We start from the raw sequence: 19,425 nt of genomic DNA, 5'->3' as shown, positions 1-19,425 counted from the left end.
GCCGCTTCGGCAAGGATGTTTGCCGTGTGGGACGAGGGGGCGCACCATCTCCCGTAGATGGAGGTGTTTCGCATGAGCGAGATGACGACGCAGATGTACGACGTAGTGGTGATCGGTGGCGGGGCCGCCGGTCTGAGCGGGGCCCTGGCGCTGTCCAGGGCGCGGCGTTCGGTGCTGGTGATCGACGCGGGCAGCCCGCGCAACGCACCCGCGTCCCACGCGCACAACTACCTGGGCCGCGAGGGCGTCCCGCCCACCGAGCTGCTGGCCACCGGCCGGGAAGAGGCGTCCGGGTACGGGGCCGAGATCGTCGAGGGTGAGGCCGTGACGGCCGAGAAGCTGCCGGGCGGCGCAGGGTTCCGGGTCGTACGGGCGGACGGCACCGCCGTCACCGCGCGCCGTCTCCTCGTCACCACCGGGCTCGTCGACGAACTGCCGCCGATCCCCGGCCTGGCCGAGCGATGGGGGCAGGACGTGCTGCACTGCCCGTACTGCCACGGCTGGGAGGTGCGGGACGCACCGATCGGCATCCTGGCCCTGAGTCCGATGGCCGTGCACCAGGCGCTGCTCTGGCGGCAGTGGAGCGACGACGTCACCCTCTTCCTGCACAACGCGCCCGAGCCGGGCGACGAGGAGTACGAGCAGCTCGCCGCGCGAGGCATCGCCGTGGTGGACGGGGAGGTGACCGGACTTGAGGTGAGCGGGGACCGCCTCACCGGGGTGCGGCTGGCCGGCGGCCGGGTCGTGCCGCGCGAGGCCGTGGTGGTCCAGCCGCGCTTCACCGCCCGGTCCGGGGTCCTGGACGGCCTCGGGCTGCACGCCACCGAACTGGAGGCGGGCGGCCACACCATCGGTACGTACATCGCGGCCGATCCGTCCGGTGCGACCGAGGTACCCGGTGTCTGGGCCGCCGGTAACGTCACCAACCTGATGGAGCAGGTCATCGGCGCCGCCGGGGCGGGGCTGAAGGCGGCCTCCGCCATCAACGCCGACCTGGTGGGCGACGACACCCGCCGCGCGGTCGAGGCCCGCCGCGCACCCTTCTCGGCGGAGGCCGAGCGCCAGGTCTGCGAGCAGACGCTCGGAAGCCGCCGTCACGGACTGCAGGAGACACCATGACAACCGACAGCACGCCGTCCGACGCGGAACTCTGGGACGAGCGCTACCGCGAGAGCCACCGGATCTGGAGCGGGAATCCCAACACCGCGCTCGTCCGTGAAGTGGAGGGGCTGACACCGGGACGCGCCCTCGACCTCGGGTGCGGCGAGGGGGCCGACGCGGTCTGGCTCGCGCGGTGGGGCTGGCAGGTCACCGCCACGGACATCTCGCGCGTCGCTCTCGACCGGGCCGCCGAGCACGCCGCCGAGGCAGGGGTCGCCGAGCGGATCGACTGGCAGTTCCACGACCTCGGGGTCTCCTTCCCCGAGGGGGAGTACGACCTCGTCTCCGCCTCGTTCCTGCACTCGATGGGCGATCTGCCGCGCGAGGAGATCCTGCGGCGGGCGGCCTCGGCCGTCGCACCCGGCGGAGTGCTCCTGATCGTCGGTCACGCGGGCTTCCCGGCGTGGGAGCACGCCCACGCGGACATGGAGCTCCCCACGACCGAGGAGGTGCTCGCCTCCCTCGAACTCCCCCCGGGCGAATGGGACGTGCTGGTCAGCGAGGAGCACGAGCGCGTGCAGAACGACCCGGACGGGAACCCCACCACCCGTACCGACAACGCGCTGAAGGTCCGCCGCCGCTGACGGCGGTCCGCGGGCGCGGGGGCCCGGGTGTGCGTGCCGGCCGCCATGGTGGCCGGCACGCCGACATCCGTCCGTCATTCAGGTCAGTAACTGACCTATACGGCTCCTAACGTGGTCCTTGACCGGCGGAACACGAACGATCGAAGGTAGAGACCATGAATGCCAACGGCAACGCCGACGCCAATGAGCTGGACACCCGCGACGTGGCCGCCGCCCCGGCCCTCACCGGCGAGCGTGCCGACCTGCTGGAGGCGCTGACCAAGCAGCGGCACTTCCTGCGCTTCACCACCCGTGACCTCACCGACGAGCAGGCCGGGCTGCGGCCCACCGCGAGCGAGCTGTGCCTGGGCGGTCTCATCAAACACGTCGCCCAGGTCGAACGGAGCTGGGCGGACTTCATCGTGCACGGGGCTTCGGCGATGCCGGACTTCACCGCCATGACCGAGGCCGACTGGGCCCGGCGGACCGACGGATTCCGGCTGTTGCCCGGTGAGACGCTGGAGGGTGTGCTGGCCGACTACGCCGAAGCGGCCCGCCGGACCGACGAACTGCTCGCCGGCCTGCCGGACCTGGGCGCCACTCACGCACTGCCGAAGGCTCCCTGGTACGAGGGCGACGCGCGGTGGTCGGCCCGCCGGGTGCTGATGCACGTCATCGCGGAGACCGCCCAGCACGCCGGGCACGCCGACATCATCCGCGAATCGCTGGACGGCGCCAAGAGCATGGGCTGACCCGGCCCGGCACGGAGCGGTCAAGGGGGCGGCAGGGCCGGTGCGGTGAGGCCGGAGTGGTGACCGTGACCCCGCTCCCGGTCAGCCGTTGAGTCGATCATGAATACTCGACGCTTGACCACCGCGGTGGGCGCCTTCGCCGTCACCGCCCTGCTCGCACTCTCCGTGCCGGCCACGACCGCCCACGCCGCCGAGTGCGGGGTCCGCTCCGACGGCCGGCTGTACTGCGGCAACACCGTCGGTGCGAAGGGGTACGCGGACCGCTCCTACCGCTCGGCGACCCGTGGCACGCTCACCACCGGGTTCAACTGGTTCGCCTGCTGGGGCCACGGGGACCCCCACGAGGGCCAGAACGACATCTGGTACTGGACCCAGCTCGACAACGGCCAGTGGGGCAACGTCCCCGCCGTCTCCCTGAAGACCGGCCAGGACCCGGCGCCCGGCCTTCGCGAGTGCTGAAACCCTAGCGGCAGCCCCGGCCTTGGCAGGACCGGGGCACCGGACCGGGCGACGTCACCCGACAGGACTCGAACCCCGGTGTGTCGCCGGGTCCGGCCACGCCGGTGTTCCGAGCGGCGGTCTACCGGGTGATGCTCCAGAGCTGTACCGCTCTGCCGCTGACGCCGGCGAGGTGCGTGCCGTCGGGGCTGAAGGCGATGTCCATGGTGCTGCCGGCGCCCGGGATCGTTCTGAGGGGCGTGGCCTTCTGCGCGTCCCACAGCCGGATGGCGTCCAGGCCGGCGCTCGCGAGGATCTTCCCGTCGGGACTGAAGGCCAACGCGGTGATCGATTCGGTGTGTCCCTTGAACGTCTTCGTGCCGGAGTCAGGGCCGGTCCAGGTCCGGATCACCTTGTCGTACCCTCCGGCAGCCCTGACGTAGTCCTTGGGGCCGTATGCCACCGCGGTGATGGCGTCGGACGACAGCTTCTCGTCGCGCCAGGTCCAGCTGCCGCCCACGTCGTACTCCGCGGCCGATCTGTCGTAGCTGCCGCTGAGGACGCTCTCCCCGTCGGGGCTGAAGGCCACGGCGAGCACGTCCTCCTTCTGGTCGTCGAACGTCTCGAGCGCACTGCCGTCGCTGACGCTCCACAGGCGGACGGCGTCGCCCTGGCCGCCGCTCACGAGCGTTCCCCCGTCCGGGCTGAAGGCCACGGAGTAGACCTCGCCGGGGTGGCTCAGGGTGTGGCGCGACGTGCCGCTGGACACGTCCCACAGGCGGACGGTCCTGTCGCCGCTGGCACTGGCCAGAGTGGAACTGCCCGGATCGAAGGCCAGGCTCGTGATCCTGTCGCTGTGCCCGGACAGGATTCGCACCCTCTTGGCGGTATCGGCGTTCCACAGGTAGATGCTCCCGTCCTCGCTCCCGCCGGCGATGAGACGGCCGTCGGGTGCGTAGGCGACAGCCGAGAGGAACCCGCTCTGCCCGACGTACGAGCGCGCGAGTGAGACCCGAACCCCCTTGTCCGCGGAGTGCGTCCGGGGTGTCGGGTCCGGGCCGGGCTGCTTGGGGGTCTTGCCGCTGGACGGGGTGGGGGACGCACTCGGTGTGGGGGAGGTGCTCGGCACGACCACCGATGACGGCCGCACCCGAGGCGCCGCCGAGCGGCCTCCGGATGCCCGGTCGTCCGTACCCTGAGCGGGCGGGTTCTCCGGGATGACCGGAGTGGCGAGGGCCAGCGTCACGAGGGGCACGCCGAGCACCCTCAGGACCCGTGCGGCCTTACGCCGGCGCGCGGTTGACACCTGCGGGCCACGAGCCCGGAATCCGCCTGCGGCCGGCGCGTCGTGCGCCCGGTTCCGCACCCAGGGAAGCTGGCCCGCGGCGTTCTGGCCGAACTGCTGGGGCTCCGGATCTCCGCGCCGCAGGAGGGTGGCACGGGCGGCTCGCCAGGTCTGGTCCAGGGTGAGCTCGGGACCCGCCGAGGGGATGCCCTGTTCCAGCACCCCGATCAGCGCGCCGGTGAACTCCGGGTAGGGCCGGCCGTCGTGGGCGAAGGCCCGCTGGGTGCTGGAGGCGGAGGTGAGGAGATAACTCCCCTCGATGGCCGCCTGCTGCAGCTCCTCACGGGGAGCTGCCTGCTGCCCCATGCCGCCCGCCAGCCCGCTGTAGCAGCAGTCGAGCAGAACGATCCTGCGTCGCGCCTGGTGTCCGGCGGTGAGGATCTCCCGGATGTCGTGGTACGCGATGCTGCCGATCTGCGGATGCTCGTCGTCGGCACCGGTCAGCGCCAGGTGCAGCTGCTGGGCGCTCCCGCCCCTGCTGCGCAGACCATGCCCCGCGAAGTAGAGCAGGAACGTGTCCGTCGTCTCCCGCGCCGCCCGCTTGACGGCCGTGAGGATGTCATCGCGGGAGGCCTGCGCTCCCAGCACCGTGACATGGCGCTGATCCAGCCCCCACACGGTCGGGTCCCTCAGCAGCTCGGCCAGCCGGTCGCGGCCCCGGCCCACCGGGCGCAGTGAGGGCAGATGCCGGTACTTGTCGACGCCGACGAGAACCGCCCGGCTGGCACCGGGGTCAGGAAGAGCCACCGGGCGCTTCCTCGTCGTCGCCGGAGCCGCTCAGGATCTCGGCGATACGCGCGGCCGATTCGGGCGAGGCGTCCTCCAGGACGATCCGGGTGCCGTTGTGCTCGATGACCACCGAGACGGTCTGCTGACGACGAGGCAGGGACGCGCGGAAGGCGTTGTGCGCGTAGACCAGGCCGGCGGTCGAGAAGCCCGAACCCGCGATGAGCTGCACCCAGCCGAACCAGTCCGCGCTCATCGCACCGCTCGGGGTCCCGCCCGAGTCGGCCAGGCGGCCGATGCGGGCGTGCCGGCCCACGTCGCGATCCTCCCTCAGCCAGTCGTGAAGGGCCGACGTCAGCTCTTCCGCCTCGTCGCGCACAGCCGACTCCACGCGCAGCCGAATCTCCATGGAGCACTCCCCCGAAGCGGTGGTGTACGGGGGCGATGGTGAACGGCCATGTGCTCACACGCCTCCCGTTCACATCATTCGCCACGGTACTGGACCGTCAACGGGATTTCCGGACAAGGCCCGACGCCCGTATCAGCCAGCTGCCAGCCGGCGAGGAGGATGTCGGAGCCGGCACACGTGTGCGGTCGCCGATCGGCCTTCAGGAAGAGCTGCCCGGCCGGACGGGACTTCCGGAACACGCCCCACGGCCCTCCGTGACACGTCCTACAGCGATTCGGGTCCCTGCTCCGCTTCTCCCAGCGGCTCGTCCTGCGCGGCGAGTCCGGCCACCCACAGCGGCATCAGCCAGTGTGTGACGAAGACCGCGGCCAGGACGGGTACGAGCAGGGCCCCGGCCCGTACCTGACCGCCCCAGTCGGCCGCGGCGACACCGGCGACCGCGCACGCCAGCAGATACGTCGTCAGACGGTGCGCCCGCGCCCGTACTCTGTCCCGCTCCGCCAGCTGGCGTTCGTCCAGGACGTGCGTGCGCAGTTCGAGCAGCCCGCGGGTGGCGCCGTTGATCACGCCGGTCGCCAGGCACCAGGGGAGGAGCAGGACGAGCACGGCCACGGCGAGCCAGGGCCGGTCGGCCGTGTACGCGCCGATGCCCGCGGCCACACCGGCCGCCGTGAGCACCACATGGGCGCCGACGGCGGTGCGGCGGCGCGCGGCTGTCGCGTGCAGCGCGTTCGTCCGGGGGTTGTTCATGACGGCGAACATGCGCCGGTCGTAGCGGGTGTGCCGGGTCGCGCCCGTGGTGGTCATCGCTTCCTCCCGTAGACCTCGTCCGTGAGCGGGCGGAACGGCCGGAGGGAGAACAGGGCCTCCACCGGCAGTTCGAAGAACTCGGCTACGCGCAGCGCGAGATCGAGGCTCGGGTTGTACTGCCCGCGCTCGATGTAGCCGATGGTCTGGTAATGGGCGCCGACCGCCTCGGCCAGCGCCTGCCGCGACACCTTGCGTTCCGCGCGCACCATCGCCAACCTGTTGTGCACCTGCTCACTCATGTATAAGAAGTACTACATTAGGGAGCGGGTTGACAACAGGGCGGGTGGGCCCGGGTGTCCGAGCCCATCCCGGGGTTCTCCGTGCCTGCCCATGCCGCGAAGGGCCCCTCCGCTCGGCGGCCGGCGGTGTACTCGACCGCTCGCGCTGACGCCCCGCCCGCGGGCGCGGCAGCCGAACGCCGAGCGCCCGCCGTCCACCCCGGGTGAGGGGCGGACGGCGGGCGCTCGGTCGGGGTGTTCCCCTCGGTGTCAGGCCTGCGGTGCGGCGGCCTTGATCGCGGAGATGTCGAAGTTCAGCTTCACCTTGTCGCTGACCATCACGCCGCCGGTCTCCAGCGCCGCGTTCCAGGTCAGGCCCCAGTCGGAGCGCAGGATGTCCGCGCCGCCCTCGAAGCCGACGCGCTCGTTGCCGTACACATCGGTCGCGGAGCCGTTGAACTCCAGGTCGATGGCGAGCGGGCGGGTGACGTCCTTGATGGTGAGGTCACCGGTGACGCGGTACTTGTCGCCGCCGAGCTGCTCGGCGGAGGTCGAGCGGAACGTCATGAGGGGGAACTTCTCGGCGTCGAAGAAGTCGCCGCTGACCAGGTGGCCGTCGCGGTCCGCGATGCCGGTGTCCACGCTGGCGATCTTGACGTCGATCGAGACGGTGGAGTCGGCCGGGCTGCTGCCGTCCAGCTTCAGGCTGCCCTCGTGCTCACCGAAGGAGCCGCGCACATTGGTGACCATCGCGTGGCGCACGGTGAAGCCGATGCTGCTGTGGGACGGGTCGATCGTGTAGTCGCCGGTGAGGGCGGCCAGGGCCGGGTCGACGGTGGCGGTGGTGGCGGTCTGGGTGTCGTTGTTCTTGCGGTTGAACAGAGCCATGGCTCCTCCTCGGGGACGTGATCGAGCGGGGCTCGACGTAGTTGTTTAACCTTCAACGAGATTCACTCTAGACCCATCTTGTTCAAAGTTCAACATCAGGGTCCGGACCGTTACGTGCGGCGCCATGCATTCACGCGACCGTCACTCCACGCCCTCTGGCGGACGCGCGTAGAACTCGGGCACTATCTCCCTGCCCCCCGTTGTCATGCACAGGAGGAATCTCTCATGGTGTCCCGTATGACGCTGCGCCCCGTTCTGACCGCTCTCGCCCTCGTCCTCGGAGTCCTCTTCGCCCCCGGAATCGGGGTCGTCTCCGGCGCGACGGACGCCTTCGCCGTCAGCAAGCTCACCCACAGCCAGGCGACCGCCAGATTCAGTTCGTCCGGGGTCACCTGGTCGTCCTCCGGCGGCTGCTCCAACCGCAACGTCGCCACCTGCACCTCCTTCGACCAGCTCAACCTGCCGACCGCCCAGGGTGCCCAGACCCTCAAGAGCGCCACGGGCTGCGCGCTCAACATCACCGGCGGCACCGAGACCGGGCACGCGAGTGGCACGTACTCGCACTGGAACGGCTACAAGCTCGACTTCGGCAAGACCACCTGTCTCACCAACTACATCCACGGCGTGTTCAGCTACATCGGCCTGCGCGGTGACGGCGCGCCCCAGTACCAGTCCGGCTCCGGCAACGTCTACGCGGACGAGGGCAGTCACTGGGACGTGACCTACTACAACTGCGGCGGCTGCTGACGCTCCGGTCCCCGCGCACGACGGCGCCTCCGCCCTTTTCGGCCGGGGGCGCCTTCGTGCGCGGGGGGCGACGGCGATGGGGTGTTTCTCGGTGGATCGAGTCGACGGCGGGCCCTCCTGAAGGACCCCGCCGAGCTGTGCGGTCCACGGCCGGATTCCGCACTCTCACTCCGCCAATACGGAACGCTTATCAACCATTACGGTGAGCGAATAAAGTGTCATCGATATGACGCAGGCCACATGAGCTGCGTCACTATCATGCGGGTATGCGGCATTTGCCGTGTGAGGTGGGGCACGTGATCGCCATCACCATTAAGCGTAATAGTAGACCCGTCGGGGCCTGCTTTCCCGCCTTCGTGGCGTCTTGCAGGTCATTTCCCATACCAGCTACGAATGTCAGTAGTGGTAGGAGGGTATTGACCCCAATTCCTCTCTCGATTAACAATTCATGGCATCACCCCGCAACGAAAGAGGAATTACCAGATGCAGTTCACCGCGATGTCCGAGAAGTTCGCCCGCATGAACCGGACCAAGAAGCTCTCGCTGGGTATGGTCACCGCAGGAGCCGCGATCGTGGCCGGCGCCGTCGCCGGAGCCCCGGCCGCCACGGCCGCCACCCCCGCTGCCCCCGCCGCCCCTGTTCAGGCCTCCGGTGGCAACGTCGACGCCTGGATCAACCAGGCACTGAAGGTCATGCACGAGAAGGGCATCCCCGGCACCTACGAAGGCATCCACCGCAACCTGATGCGTGAGTCCGGCGGCAACCCCAACGCCATCAACAACTGGGACTCCAACGCCGCCAAGGGCATCCCGTCCAAGGGTCTGCTCCAGGTCATCGACCCCACCTTCAACGCCTACCACGTGAGTGGCACGGCGCATGACGTCTACGACCCGGTCGCCAACATCGCCGCCTCCGCCAACTACGCCGCTCAGCGCTACGGCTCGATCGACAACGTCAACTCGGCCTACTGACCGGGCGTTCCGGTCAGATTCCGTCCGGACGGCCCGAGGCTGAAGTCGACGTCGAAGAGGGGAGCCGCAATGGCTCCCCCCGCGCCCCGGCCCTTTGGCGACGCGCTTGCCGACCGTCCCCCAGGCCCGCATCCAGTGGGACCCCGAAAGCTGTAGCCCCGTGATGCCGGGGGGGGGCTACCTCGGGTGAGAAGCTCGGCCGCATGATCAGTAACGGCGATGGTGCACGTCGCGAGCTGTTTCTTCGGAGTGGCCTGGGTGCCGCAGACGTGGTGCACGTGCATCGTGAGGCACTTCTTGTCCTGCGGGACAGCATCGAGACCGCTCACGTTGACGCCTACAGCGATGAAGTCTGGCCGCAAGAGGTCGTGCCTGCCTGCGAGCGGGCCTTGCTGATGGCGGAGAGCGCTTTGGCCGACGGCCTCCGTTCAGCGACGAGCGATCCCGGGATGGGGATCGATGTTGATGTCCATGACGACGCACAGTTCGATGTACTGCTGGCTTTGGTTCCGTACGCCGAAGCGACGGGCTGCAGGCGCTGTCCGTCGACGGGAAGTCGCTGCGGGGTGCGGCCCGAGCCAACGGACGGAGGATCCACCTCCTGGCCGCCTGCCACCACGCCGACGGGCTGGTCCTCGCGCAGATGGACGTCGGTGAGAAGACCAACGAGACCACGCGTTTCCAGCCCCTCCTGGACACGCTGCCCGACCTGTCCAGCACCGTCGTGACCAGCGATGCCATGCACACCCAGTACGCACGCCACCTATCTGCGCGGGCGGGACGCCCACTACATCGTGATCGTGAAGCGCAACACGAAGAGGCTCCGCAAGCAGTTGAAGTCCCTTCCCTGGAAGCAGTTACCGCTCCAGGACCGGACACGCACGACTGGTCACGGACGCTCCGAGATCCGCAGGCTGAAGGTCTGCACGGTCAACAACCTGCTCTTCCCCGGCATCCGTCAGGCCGCCCAGATCGTCCGGCGCCGTGTCCATCGCACGACGGAGAAGGTCAGCCTCAAGACCGTCTACGCGGTCACCAGCCTCGCCGCGCAGCAGGCCCCACCCGCCCAGCTTGCCCAACTGGCCTGCGGGCACTGGACGATCGAGGCCCAGCACCACGGGCCGTATCGCGGTAGGGGCCTTCGGCCCGGCCGTGGCGAGGGTGTCGATGAGGCGGGAAACGGTCGGGTCGGAGGCTACCGGTCCGAACGCGGCCGGCTCGGCCCGCAGCATCCCGGCATCCGCGAGGCAGTCCCCGCCGAGTGCGACCGCCAGGGCCACATCCAGCAGGATCTTCCCCGGATCGTGCACCGCCCGAGGGCGTTGCCACGGTGCCGGCGCCGCCGATATCACCTGGTCCAGCCCGGCTTTACGGACCGTCTCGACCAGCAGCACGGCGCCGGCCTGGGACACCACCCCGCGGCCACCGCCCTCGATGCGGACACGCGGGTACGACCCGATACTCTTCTTCACTTGGGAAGTGCCTCCGGCTGTGGCAGGAACAAGGACCTCGACAATCCTCATTCTTGCTGGTCAGAGGCGCTTTTCGCTTACCTGACCACCCGTCGGACAGCCCGCTTCGTGAAAGCGCGAGGCTAACCTGCGGCTGAGCGTCCGCATCTGAGGCAACCCTCTGGTCACGGGTGAGATGATCTTGTTGTGGCTGGTGTTCTCACGGCATCGGAGCCGTCCTGGACAGCCCCGTTCACCGGGCTGAGCCCGCGGCAGTTCGACCAGCTGGTGTCGGTTCTGCGGGGCGAGGGTGCGGATGCGGTCCGCAGGGGTCGGCCGTGGGGTCTGCCGCTGGAGGACCGGGCGCTGCTGGTCGCAGCGTACTGGCGCACGAACCTGATCATGCGCCAACTGGCGTTGTTGTTCGGGGTGCCCCTCTGACCTGCGGAAACGTAGGGTGGAGGGGCATGCGATCGCGCACGTTCACCGCTTCTGGGGCGGTCGACCGGGGCGGCGGAAAACGCGATCCTGTCTGTATTCCCCGCGCCCGCAGCCTTCCTGCTCGCCCAGCCGTGATCAGTTTTGCTGTGAACGACCCAGTTCGGACAGATCGCTGTAGAGGCGGTTCAGCGCGTACGCGCCCAGGCCGAGGCCCTGGTCGATTCGGCGTCGTGCGGCTGGGTTTCGGTAGTGGGGTTCCAGCAGCAGGAAGAAGTCCTCTGCGTGTTGTTCGTCGATCTCGGAGTGGAGTCCGTAGTGCATCAGGTCGGCTTGAGCGACCCAACCGCGGTTCACAGTCGCGTTGCCCGTGATGGCCGATACCGAGGCGAATGCGTACTCGATCGCGCCCATGCAGCCAATTCCTACCTGCGGGTCCTCCCACGTACACACCGCACTGAGAACGCTGTTGTACGCGTGGACGGCCGGCATCATCTTCAGGCCGTTCAGCTGTGCGGTGTCGCTGCCGATGCTGGCCAGAAATCGGCGGAAGGTCTCGTGATGGAATTCCTGAGGGCGGAATCCGCCGTGTTCTTCCACGACATTGCCCAGGATTCCGATGCGGTCCGCGGGGTGCTCGATCCGCGACACCAGTGCGGCCATCGGGCGGGCGAAGTAGGTGACGGCGAAACCGAGTTGCTCCTGGCTTGTGCGGAAGCTCTCCAACGACATGCTTCCGTCTACCAGCGTTCGGAAGTACGGATTGGTCAGGACGCCGGTCTCGGCCACCATGTGCTTGGCGTGCGCCGTCACCAGTGGGGCCTTGGTTGTCCGCAGTTGGGTGGTCACGGTCGTTTCTCCTGGCGTGTCGTTTCTGAGCGCGGCTCGATGCGGGACCGGCGGAGCCCCTCTGATCGCCGGTGCCGAGTGGAATCAGCGTCCGACGGCGAGGGGCTCTGGACGTGAGGACACTGTCCGGTTCTGTCGGCTCAGGAACGCAAGGCTCCCAGGAGGCGGTGACCTCGGTCGTTCGGATCAGTACTGCTGTGGAACACGCGAATGGCCGCTCTCAACTCGTCAGTTGAGATGGAGCCGGAGCTGTCGGCGTCGATGTCGGCGAACGACACGTCGATGTCTTCGTCGCTCAGCGCGAAAGAGGACTGAAACAGGCGCTTGAACTCGGACTTGTCGAGTTCGCCGTCTCCGTCGACGTCGGCGGTGGCCACGAAGACCTTGGCGGACGGCGTGACAATCCGCGCGTAATCATCCGGCTTGTCCCCAAGGCTGACAAACCCGGTCAGGAATTCGTCGCGTGATACGACGCCGTCCCCGTCTGTGTCCATGGGGGCAAACAATCTCTTCCAGTACTCCAGAAGGGATCTCTGCAGCGCGTCGGCGGGGGCGGTTCCTGGCGTGAGCTTGAATTCCCGCGTCGTGCGGCCCACCCAGGCGTACACGTCGGTTTCGCTGACCCACCCGTCGCGCTCGTGATGGAACACGTTGTAGTAATGCTGGGCCTTGCTGTGAATAATGGATTTTTCCGGCACGCGAAGACCTCGAATTTTCCTGTGCGGTGGGCGAATCAAATGCCCGCCGCGACCCGGTCCACGAGCAATGACTCGTGAGCTCAGGCTGGCAGCATTTCCCTTCCAGGGCGCCGGTACGAAAGCTTCACCACTCATTCGAGTGAGTAATTCGACTTGGCAGTTTCAGCCCGGTTCAAGGGCGCAGGGCTTCGGCGTAGTTGCGTGACGCCGGATTTGTGCTCATCCGAGGCCGAGGAGCGCGAGGGGGGCGACGGGGGTCGCGGGCGTTGTGACGGAGGCCGGCCGCGATGTTCTTCACCCCGGCTGTCCGGAGGGCTCCGATGGCGAGGTTGCGCCAGGTGGCCATCGCGCGGGGCGCATTGCCGGTCCGCAGCTGTGAGGCGTCCTCGGCGAAGGTGGTGTCGTGGACGTGGTGCAGGGCCTCGATCGTCCAGTGGTCGCGGACGAGTCGGGCGAGTTGGGCCGGGGCGGCCTGCCCGGCGGTCAGGCTGGTGACTGCGTAGACGGTCGTGATCGTGGTTTTGCCGGTCTTTCGGTCGGTGCGGCGGCGCTTGATCTGGACGGCCTGGCGGGCTCCGGGGAAGAGCAGGTTGTTCACGGTGGCGACCTTGATCCGGCGGATCTCCGAGCGGCCGTGGCCGACGCTTTTGGTGCGGCCCTGAAGCGGGATGTCCTTCCACGGAAAGGACTTGAGCTGCCTGCGCAGCTTCTTCTGGTTGCCCTTGACGATCACGATGTAGTGGGCACCGCGGCCCAGGAGGTAGTCGGCGTGCTCGCGCTGGGTGTGCATCGCGTCGCTGGTGACCACGACGCCGGCCAGTTCGGCCACAGTGTTCAGCAGCGGCTGGAAGCAGGTGATCTCGTTCGTCTTCTCGCCGACGTCCAGCTGGGCGAGGACCAGGCCGGTGGTGTGTTCCAGAGCGGCGAGCAGGTGAATCTTCCGGCCCTTCGCCTTGGCCGCGCCACGCAGGCTCTTGCCGTCCACGGCCAAGCCGCGGAGCCCGGCGGTCCCGGTCGCTTTCGGTCTGCGGTCCGCGAGGGGCGGAGGCAACGGAGATGGCTGGACGCCGTCACCGCGTAGACCCTGCCCGCCGGCAGCAGGCGTTCGAGGCCATGACGGGCCGGATTGCCGGGGGGTTCACACGGGTCGAACCTCGCCGACGGGTGAGGCGGTGGGTGCGCGGCCTGCTCGTGGGCCTGCCGCGCAAGAACCGCTGGATCATCGCCGAGCGGTCCGGGGAAGCACCCCGGACGGTATGCGGCACCTGCTGAACCGCGCCGAGCGGGACGCCGACAGCGGTCCGCGACGACCTGCGCCGCTACGTGGTCGAGCATCCGCGTACGACGACCAGGCGGCAGGGGCCCGCACATGAAGGTGCCCCCGTCCCGCTGGGGGCACCTCCGGATTCCGCGGGGGGAGGTCAGGAGCCGACGCTCACGGTGAAGCGCCGCGGGTTGCCGTCGTTCGCGGCGCCCGAGACGTCCGGCTCGCCGTCGGGGCGTACGTCGTCGTACGGGAAGGCGTAGCCGATCGGGCTGTTGGCGTGGACGATCCGCGACCAGTGGTTGGTCACCGCGCCCTGGTAGTAGTCCGCCACCGAGGTGCCGTTCGGCTGGTCGGGGTGGCTGAGCATGATCGAGCGGTTGAACCCGGCCGCGAGCCGGGCCAGCAGGCCCTTCTTGTCGTCGGAGTCCGCCGGGTTGTTGGTGAACGGCCCGTGGTTGCAGGTGAAGATGTCCTTGGAGACGGGCTTGACGAAGGTGTGCCCGCCGTTGAAGGTCAGGGTGTCGCCACTGACCCGCCCGGTGAAGACGCCGCGCCCGCCCTGGAGGTCGATCCGCAGGTCCGTCGAGCGGTACTTCTCCCAGACCTCGTCGATCTGCGCGGTGAACAGATCCCGGAACGGCATCTCGTCCGGGCGGTCGAAGAACGGCGCCATCAGGTTCTGCGGCGAGATGACCCGCAGCACGCCGCCGTCCGAGCCGTGCGTCACCAGCTTGTCCCAGGGCTGCCCGTCGGCGGCGGCCTGGGCGATGAGGCCGTCGGCGATCTTCTGGACGGCGCCGTCCGGGAGCGGGGCCACGGCGTGCGTGGTGTCGCCCTCCAGGGTCAGGCCGATCGGCAGCGCGGTCACCAGGTCGACGTAGCTGATGTTCGCGTACAGCTGCGACGGGTTGAAGGTGAACTCGCAGAACGACCAGGTGCGCCCGTAGTTCGAGTCCGTGGACGTGGCGAAGGCCGGCTCGACCAGGGAGGGGCCCGGGTTGAGGTAGAAGTCCAGGGTGTCGTCGCGCACGAAGTAGACCCGGGCCCCGTACATCTGGGGAAGCGTCACCACGACGGGTGCGCCGCCCGCCGCGTTCAGCGGGATGGCGCAGTCGACCGGCAGCGGGGTCTGCGGGGCCGCGGGGGAGTCGGGGCGGTAGACGCTGCCGTCGGCCCGCAACAGCACCCAGCGGTCGGTGCCCTGCTCATGGCCGGTGACGTACGCGTTGACCCGGCCGGGCAGGGACTTGTTCTCCAGGGCCAGTTCGCAGGTCGCCGCGGCCGCCGACGCGCGCGGGCTCAGCGCGCTTCCCCAGACGGGGTAGGTGAGTGCGGTCGCGGAGGCGGCGACGCCGCCCGTCAGGAACAGTCTGCGCGAAATCACGAGGGGACTCCTGAGGCGTGGGGGGTGGGGTGTGGGGTGGTGAACGGTGGGGGACAGGAGGGGCGCGGACGGCGGGACGGTGCGGGGAGGTGGAACGAGCGCGTCCACGGTGCGCACCACTCTCGCGAGGGCCGCGGCGACCGTCAAGACTTATGGCTGAGAGCGCTCTCAAAAATCGAAGGTCTTCACAACTCGACGCTCAGAGTCGCTACTTGGCGTATCCGCCCACGCCGTATCCGGCCACCGTGATCAACATCTGAACACGGAACGGCTGCTGGCTTCCGCGCCTGCCACGTGGACCTACTTGGACTTACGCAGAGCGGTTGTTGGACTGGAGAGGCCCTGGGAGCCGTACGTCGTTGACGGTGTCCGGACACGGCGACTACTCAGAGCACATGTCGCCAAGATTCACTACGGCGGGCGCTGCTGCCGCCGCCTCAGCCGCCGTCCTGGCTCTGGTGGGGACCGCCCTCCCCGCCTCAGCCACCGCCCCCGCGCCCGCCGCGGCCGAATCGGCCGTCCCGGCAGGCGCCGTCATCGGGTCCGCACAGCTCGCCGTCGCCGTCGCGGACGACTTCCCGCGAGTGCTGACGTACACCGACCGGGCCTCCGGGAACCAGCTGTCCGGCAGCACCCGGCCGGTCACCGCCGTCACCCTCAACGGCACTACACACCCGGTGCAGCTCAAGGGTGCGCCCCGGATCACCAAATCGGCCGCCCGCTACACGCTGGTCTTCGCCGATCTGCCCGGAGTCGAGATCGACGCCTCGCTGTCGGTCTCCGGACGGGCCACCACCTTCAAGGTGACCGCCGTCCGCGACACCGCGGCGTTCCGGGTCGGCACGATCGACATCCCCGGGCACGACCTGGTCTCCGTCGCCAGCACGGACACCGGTGCCGCGACCGCCTTCACCCGGCTGGACCCCGACTCGACGAAGACCGCGGACGTCTTCGCGAAGGTCACCGACTCCACCAAGGCCGACGCCGCACCGCTCGGCGCCACCTACGCGATCCTCAACACCGGATCGCTGGCGGCCGCCGTCGAGTCCAACTCCTCGTACGACAAGCCCGCCGGCGCCACCGGCGGCGACGACGCACGCTTCTGGCATCAGGCCCGCAAGGCCGACGACGGCTCCACCCGGGTCGGCGTCTGGTCCGGCCAGTGGACCTACCGCGGCGACGGCGCGCCCAAGCCCGAGAGCGGCGACAACCTGCCCTGGGCGAAGGTCGTCGTCACGCCCGACGCCAACGGCGACAAGACCGTCGACTGGCAGGACGGCGCCGTCGCCTTCCGCTCCATCGGCGTGGTCGCACCGGGCAGCAAGGACACCGCGGACCGGGTCATCACCCACATCCCGTTCAACTTCGCCAGCCAGGCCACCCACCCCTTCCTGCGCACCCTCGACGACGTCAAGCGGATCTCCCTCTCCACGGACGGCCTCGGGCAGCTGGCGCTGCTCAAGGGGTACGCCTCCGAGGGCCACGACTCCGCCCACCCCGACTACGGCGGCAACTACAACAAGCGCGCCGGCGGGCTGAAGGACCTCAACGAGCTGCTGAAGGACGGCAAGAAGTGGGGCGCGACCTTCGGCGTCCACGTCAACGCCACCGAGGCCTACCCGGAGGCGAAGGCCTTCGACGAGAAGCTCGTCGACAAGTCCAGGCCCGGCTGGAACTGGCTGAACCAGAGCTACTACATCGACCAGCGCCGCGACATCAACAGCGGCGACCTGGCCAAGCGCTTCCAGCAGCTGCGGGACGAGACCAACAGCAACCTCAGCATGCTGTACATCGACGTCTACTACTCGCACGGCTGGATCGCCGACAAGACCCTCCAGTCCCTCCAGAAGCAGGGCTGGAACGTCTCCAGCGAGTGGGCCGACAAGTTCGAGCGCGGCTCGCTCTGGTCGCACTGGGCCAATGACCTCGACTACGGCGGCGCCACCAACAAGGGCCTCAACTCGCAGATCATCCGGTTCATCCGCAACGACGAGAAGGACGTCTGGAACAACGACCCGGTCCTCGGCCAGAGCGCCATCGACGAGTTCGAGGGCTGGACCGGCGAGACCGACTGGAACGCCTTCTACGACAACATCTGGCAGCGCAACCTGCCCGCCAAGTACCTCCAGCAGCAGAAGATCACCCGCTGGGACGGCAACGACATCGCCTTCACCGGCGGGGTGAGCGGCACGGTCGAGGACGGGAAGCGGACCTTCTACGACCACGGCCGCAAGGTCCTCAGCGGCACCGACTACCTGCTGCCGTGGGACGGCGGCAAGAAGCTGTACCACTACAGCAAGTCCGGCGGCACGAGCAGCTGGGCGGTGCCCTCCAAGGGCACGTACACCGTCTACAAGCTCACCGACAACGGCCGGGTGAAGACCGGCACGGTCCGTCCCGTGGACGGGAGGATCACGCTGAAGGCCGAGGCCGGGCAGCCGTACGTCCTCTACCCGGACAAGGCGCCGAAGGCCGCCGACGCCGAGTGGGGCCAGGGCACCCCGGTCCAGGACCCCGGCTTCAACGACAACGGGCTGACCGCCTGGTCGAGGACCGGCACCGCCGTCCGCGACACCGACGACCAGGGCCGCAACAGCGCCGCGCTGTCCGGCACCGGCACCGCCGCGCTCTCCCAGCGCATCGGCGGACTGAAGCCCGGCACCCGCTACACCGCCTCCGCGCTCATCGAGGTCCAGCCCGGCAAGACCCGCCGCACCACCCTGTCGGCCGGCGGGAAGTCCGTGACCGTGGACCGCTCCACCGCCAAGGACCAGGTGGCCGCGTCCGACTGGCACGGCACGTACTTCCAGCGGGCCAAGGTGAACTTCACCGCTCCCGCGGGCGGGCACACCACGCTGCGCGTCGAAGCCGCCAAGGGCAGCGCGGCGACCGTCCGCGCCGATGACGTCCGCGTCGTCGCCAACGCCCCGGCGACCAGGAAGAACACCGTCGTGTACGAGGACTTCGAGGACGTCGACCAGGGCTGGGGCCCCTTCCTCAAGGGCGACGCGGGCGGCTCCACCGACCCCCGCACCAGCATCTCCCAGCTGCACGCCCCGTACACCCAGGCCGGCTGGAACGGAAAGCTCGTCGACGACGTGCTCGGCGGCAAGGAGTCCCTCAAGGCCCACGAGGAGAACACCGGCCTCGTCTACCGGACCGCCCCCTGGACCGTACCGATGGCCGACGGCCACCGCTACAAGGTCGAGTACGACTACCAGTCCAGCCACGCCGGCGCCTACGAGTGGGTCGACGGCTACGACCGGATCACCGCGGACGGCAAGCCCGGCTCGGTGACCACCCGGACCACGGCGATCGGCGCCCAGCACACCACCGGCCACTTCACCGAGACCGTCACGGCGGGCTGCGGCGACACCTGGACCGGGCTGCGCAAGCGCGGCGACGCCCCCGAGGGCGCCGACTTCGTCCTCGACGGCTTCACTGTGACCGACCTCGGCAAGGCTCCCGCCGGTGAGCAGGCCGCCTGCGGCACACTCACCGTCGAACCGGCCGCGGAGACCCTGGAGCCGGGCACGGCCAACGTCGTGAAGGCGAGCTTCACCAACTACGAGGCCACCGAGGTCACCGGGGTCTCGGTGGGCCTGACCGTCCCCGAGGGCTGGAAGGCCGAGCCCGCGGGCGCCATCACCTTCGACTCGGTCGCGGCCGGTGCGAAAGTCACCGGAAGCTGGCAGGTCACCCCGCCGGTGGACGCCGAGTACCAGGCGTACCAGCTGAGTTCCGAGGCCGGCTACACCGTGGGCGGCGCCCGGCGCACCCTCGGAGCGCAGACCTCGGTGCGGACCCTGCCGCCGCCGCCCACCACGGACAGCTGGGCCAGTGACCTGGACTGGACGGCCTCCGAGAACGGCTGGGGACCGGTCGAGCGCGACCTCTCCAACGGCGAGACCGGAACCGGCGACGGCACCCCGCTGACCATCGGCGGCACCGTCTACACCAAGGGCCTCGGCAGCCACGCACCCGCGAAGGTCCGCTACTACCTGGGCGGGAAGTGCACCTCGTTCACCGCCGAGGTCGGCGTGGACGACGTGCAGAAGAGCGCGGGCAGCGTGCAGTTCTCCGTGACGGCGGACGGCACGGAGAAGGTGAAGTCGCCGGTCGTCAAGGCCGCCGACACCGCCTGGTCGCTGACGGCTGACGTCACCGGCGCGAAGTACGTCGAGCTGGTCGTCGGTGACGGCGGCGACGGCAACGGCAACGACCACGCCGACTGGGGGAACGCCCGCTTCCACTGCGGCGGCTGACCGTCGGCACACGTGAAGGGGGCGGGGCCGATGACGGCCCCGCC

General features: G+C 69.2%; 15 protein-coding genes and 5 pseudogenes. 10 read left to right on the top strand and 10 right to left on the bottom strand.

What is annotated here, in order from left to right; all coding sequences use genetic code 11:
- Positions 1–72: 72 nt before the first annotated feature.
- The 4 genes from OG322_RS09170 to OG322_RS09155 all read left to right on the top strand — a co-directional run bounded on the left by OG322_RS09170 (position 73) and on the right by OG322_RS09155 (position 2,935).
- A complete protein-coding gene (locus tag OG322_RS09170; RefSeq protein ID WP_123461853.1) occupies positions 73–1,119 on the top strand; it encodes an NAD(P)/FAD-dependent oxidoreductase in 1,047 nt (348 codons plus the stop codon).
- Positions 1,116–1,745, top strand: coding sequence for an SAM-dependent methyltransferase (locus OG322_RS09165; RefSeq protein ID WP_123461854.1), 630 nt, complete (start codon positions 1,116–1,118; stop codon positions 1,743–1,745). The genes OG322_RS09170 and OG322_RS09165 overlap by 4 nt, the downstream gene beginning before the upstream one ends.
- Before the next feature lie 155 nt (positions 1,746–1,900).
- Entirely contained in the window at positions 1,901–2,476 is a 576-nt protein-coding gene (locus tag OG322_RS09160) for a DinB family protein (RefSeq protein WP_123461855.1), read from the top strand.
- 114 nt (positions 2,477–2,590) lie between these two features.
- On the top strand, positions 2,591–2,935 hold the full coding sequence (locus OG322_RS09155; protein ID WP_241200162.1) for a hypothetical protein: 345 nt from the start codon (positions 2,591–2,593) through the stop codon (positions 2,933–2,935).
- Positions 2,936–3,056: 121 nt separating this feature from the next.
- On the opposite strand, the gene OG322_RS09150 is transcribed toward OG322_RS09155, so the two are convergent.
- From OG322_RS09150 to OG322_RS09130, 5 genes are all read right to left on the bottom strand, one after another.
- Positions 3,057–5,006 carry a caspase, EACC1-associated type gene (locus tag OG322_RS09150; protein ID WP_329306282.1) on the bottom strand — a complete coding sequence of 650 codons (1,950 nt, stop codon included), beginning with the start codon at positions 5,004–5,006 and terminating at the stop codon, positions 3,057–3,059.
- Positions 4,993–5,394, bottom strand: coding sequence for an effector-associated constant component EACC1 (locus OG322_RS09145; RefSeq protein WP_123461858.1), 402 nt, complete (start codon positions 5,392–5,394; stop codon positions 4,993–4,995). Before OG322_RS09145 ends, OG322_RS09150 begins: the two co-directional genes overlap by 14 nt.
- 264 nt (positions 5,395–5,658) lie before the next feature.
- Positions 5,659–6,201: a hypothetical protein gene (locus OG322_RS09140; protein WP_123461859.1), complete on the bottom strand. Its 543-nt coding sequence runs from the start codon at positions 6,199–6,201 to the stop codon at positions 5,659–5,661.
- A complete protein-coding gene (locus OG322_RS09135; RefSeq protein ID WP_123461860.1) occupies positions 6,198–6,443 on the bottom strand; it encodes a helix-turn-helix transcriptional regulator in 246 nt (81 codons plus the stop codon). Before OG322_RS09135 ends, OG322_RS09140 begins: the two co-directional genes overlap by 4 nt.
- A gap of 249 nt (positions 6,444–6,692) precedes the next feature.
- Positions 6,693–7,310: a YceI family protein gene (locus tag OG322_RS09130; protein WP_123461861.1), complete on the bottom strand. Its 618-nt coding sequence runs from the start codon at positions 7,308–7,310 to the stop codon at positions 6,693–6,695.
- 225 nt (positions 7,311–7,535) lie between these two features.
- On the opposite strand from OG322_RS09130, the gene OG322_RS09125 reads away from it, so the two are divergent.
- The 3 genes and pseudogenes from OG322_RS09125 to OG322_RS09115 form a co-directional block, all read left to right on the top strand.
- Positions 7,536–8,057, top strand: coding sequence for a hypothetical protein (locus OG322_RS09125; protein WP_124285110.1), 522 nt, complete (start codon positions 7,536–7,538; stop codon positions 8,055–8,057).
- Between the two features lie 483 nt (positions 8,058–8,540).
- A complete protein-coding gene (locus OG322_RS09120) occupies positions 8,541–9,029 on the top strand; it encodes a transglycosylase SLT domain-containing protein (RefSeq protein ID WP_398911671.1) in 489 nt (162 codons plus the stop codon).
- Positions 9,030–9,763: 734 nt separating this feature from the next.
- A pseudogene (locus OG322_RS09115) lies at positions 9,764–10,075 on the top strand (ISAs1 family transposase); the annotation flags it as partial.
- Positions 10,076–10,150: 75 nt separating this feature from the next.
- On the opposite strand, the pseudogene OG322_RS09110 reads toward OG322_RS09115, so the two are convergent.
- Positions 10,151–10,501: pseudogene (locus tag OG322_RS09110) on the bottom strand (transposase); the annotation flags it as partial.
- A 186-nt stretch (positions 10,502–10,687) separates the two neighbouring features.
- On the opposite strand from OG322_RS09110, the pseudogene OG322_RS09105 reads away from it, so the two are divergent.
- A pseudogene (locus tag OG322_RS09105) lies at positions 10,688–10,912 on the top strand (transposase family protein); the annotation flags it as partial.
- A gap of 144 nt (positions 10,913–11,056) precedes the next feature.
- Here OG322_RS09105 and OG322_RS09100 read toward each other — a convergent pair.
- From OG322_RS09100 to OG322_RS09090, 3 genes and pseudogenes are all read right to left on the bottom strand, one after another.
- On the bottom strand, positions 11,057–11,767 hold the full coding sequence (locus tag OG322_RS09100) for a TenA family transcriptional regulator (protein ID WP_123461863.1): 711 nt from the start codon (positions 11,765–11,767) through the stop codon (positions 11,057–11,059).
- A 140-nt stretch (positions 11,768–11,907) separates the two neighbouring features.
- Complete coding sequence (locus OG322_RS09095; protein ID WP_164494448.1) at positions 11,908–12,465, bottom strand: EF-hand domain-containing protein; 558 nt, start codon at positions 12,463–12,465, stop codon at positions 11,908–11,910.
- A 379-nt stretch (positions 12,466–12,844) separates the two neighbouring features.
- Positions 12,845–13,450 (bottom strand): annotated as a pseudogene (locus tag OG322_RS09090) (ISAs1 family transposase); the annotation flags it as partial.
- A 128-nt stretch (positions 13,451–13,578) separates the two neighbouring features.
- On the opposite strand from OG322_RS09090, the pseudogene OG322_RS09085 reads away from it, so the two are divergent.
- A pseudogene (locus OG322_RS09085) lies at positions 13,579–13,800 on the top strand (IS701 family transposase); the annotation flags it as partial.
- 86 nt (positions 13,801–13,886) lie between these two features.
- Here the strand turns inward: OG322_RS09085 and OG322_RS09080 are convergent.
- The gene (locus tag OG322_RS09080) at positions 13,887–15,116 is read right to left on the bottom strand and encodes a glycoside hydrolase family 64 protein (protein WP_329306280.1); all 1,230 of its coding nucleotides are present in this window, start codon (positions 15,114–15,116) and stop codon (positions 13,887–13,889) included.
- A 395-nt stretch (positions 15,117–15,511) separates the two neighbouring features.
- Here OG322_RS09080 and OG322_RS09075 point away from each other — a divergent pair, with 395 nt between their 5' ends.
- The gene (locus tag OG322_RS09075; protein ID WP_266410872.1) at positions 15,512–19,381 is read left to right on the top strand and encodes an endo-alpha-N-acetylgalactosaminidase family protein; all 3,870 of its coding nucleotides are present in this window, start codon (positions 15,512–15,514) and stop codon (positions 19,379–19,381) included.
- Positions 19,382–19,425 lie beyond the last annotated feature (44 nt).

It is taken from the genome of Streptomyces sp. NBC_01260, from assembly GCF_036226405.1.
In the GTDB taxonomy this organism is placed as follows: Bacteria; Actinomycetota; Actinomycetes; order Streptomycetales; family Streptomycetaceae; genus Streptomyces; species Streptomyces laculatispora.
The sequence above is the reverse complement of the archived record's forward strand: the minus strand, read 5'-3'. Positions and strand labels throughout refer to the sequence as shown.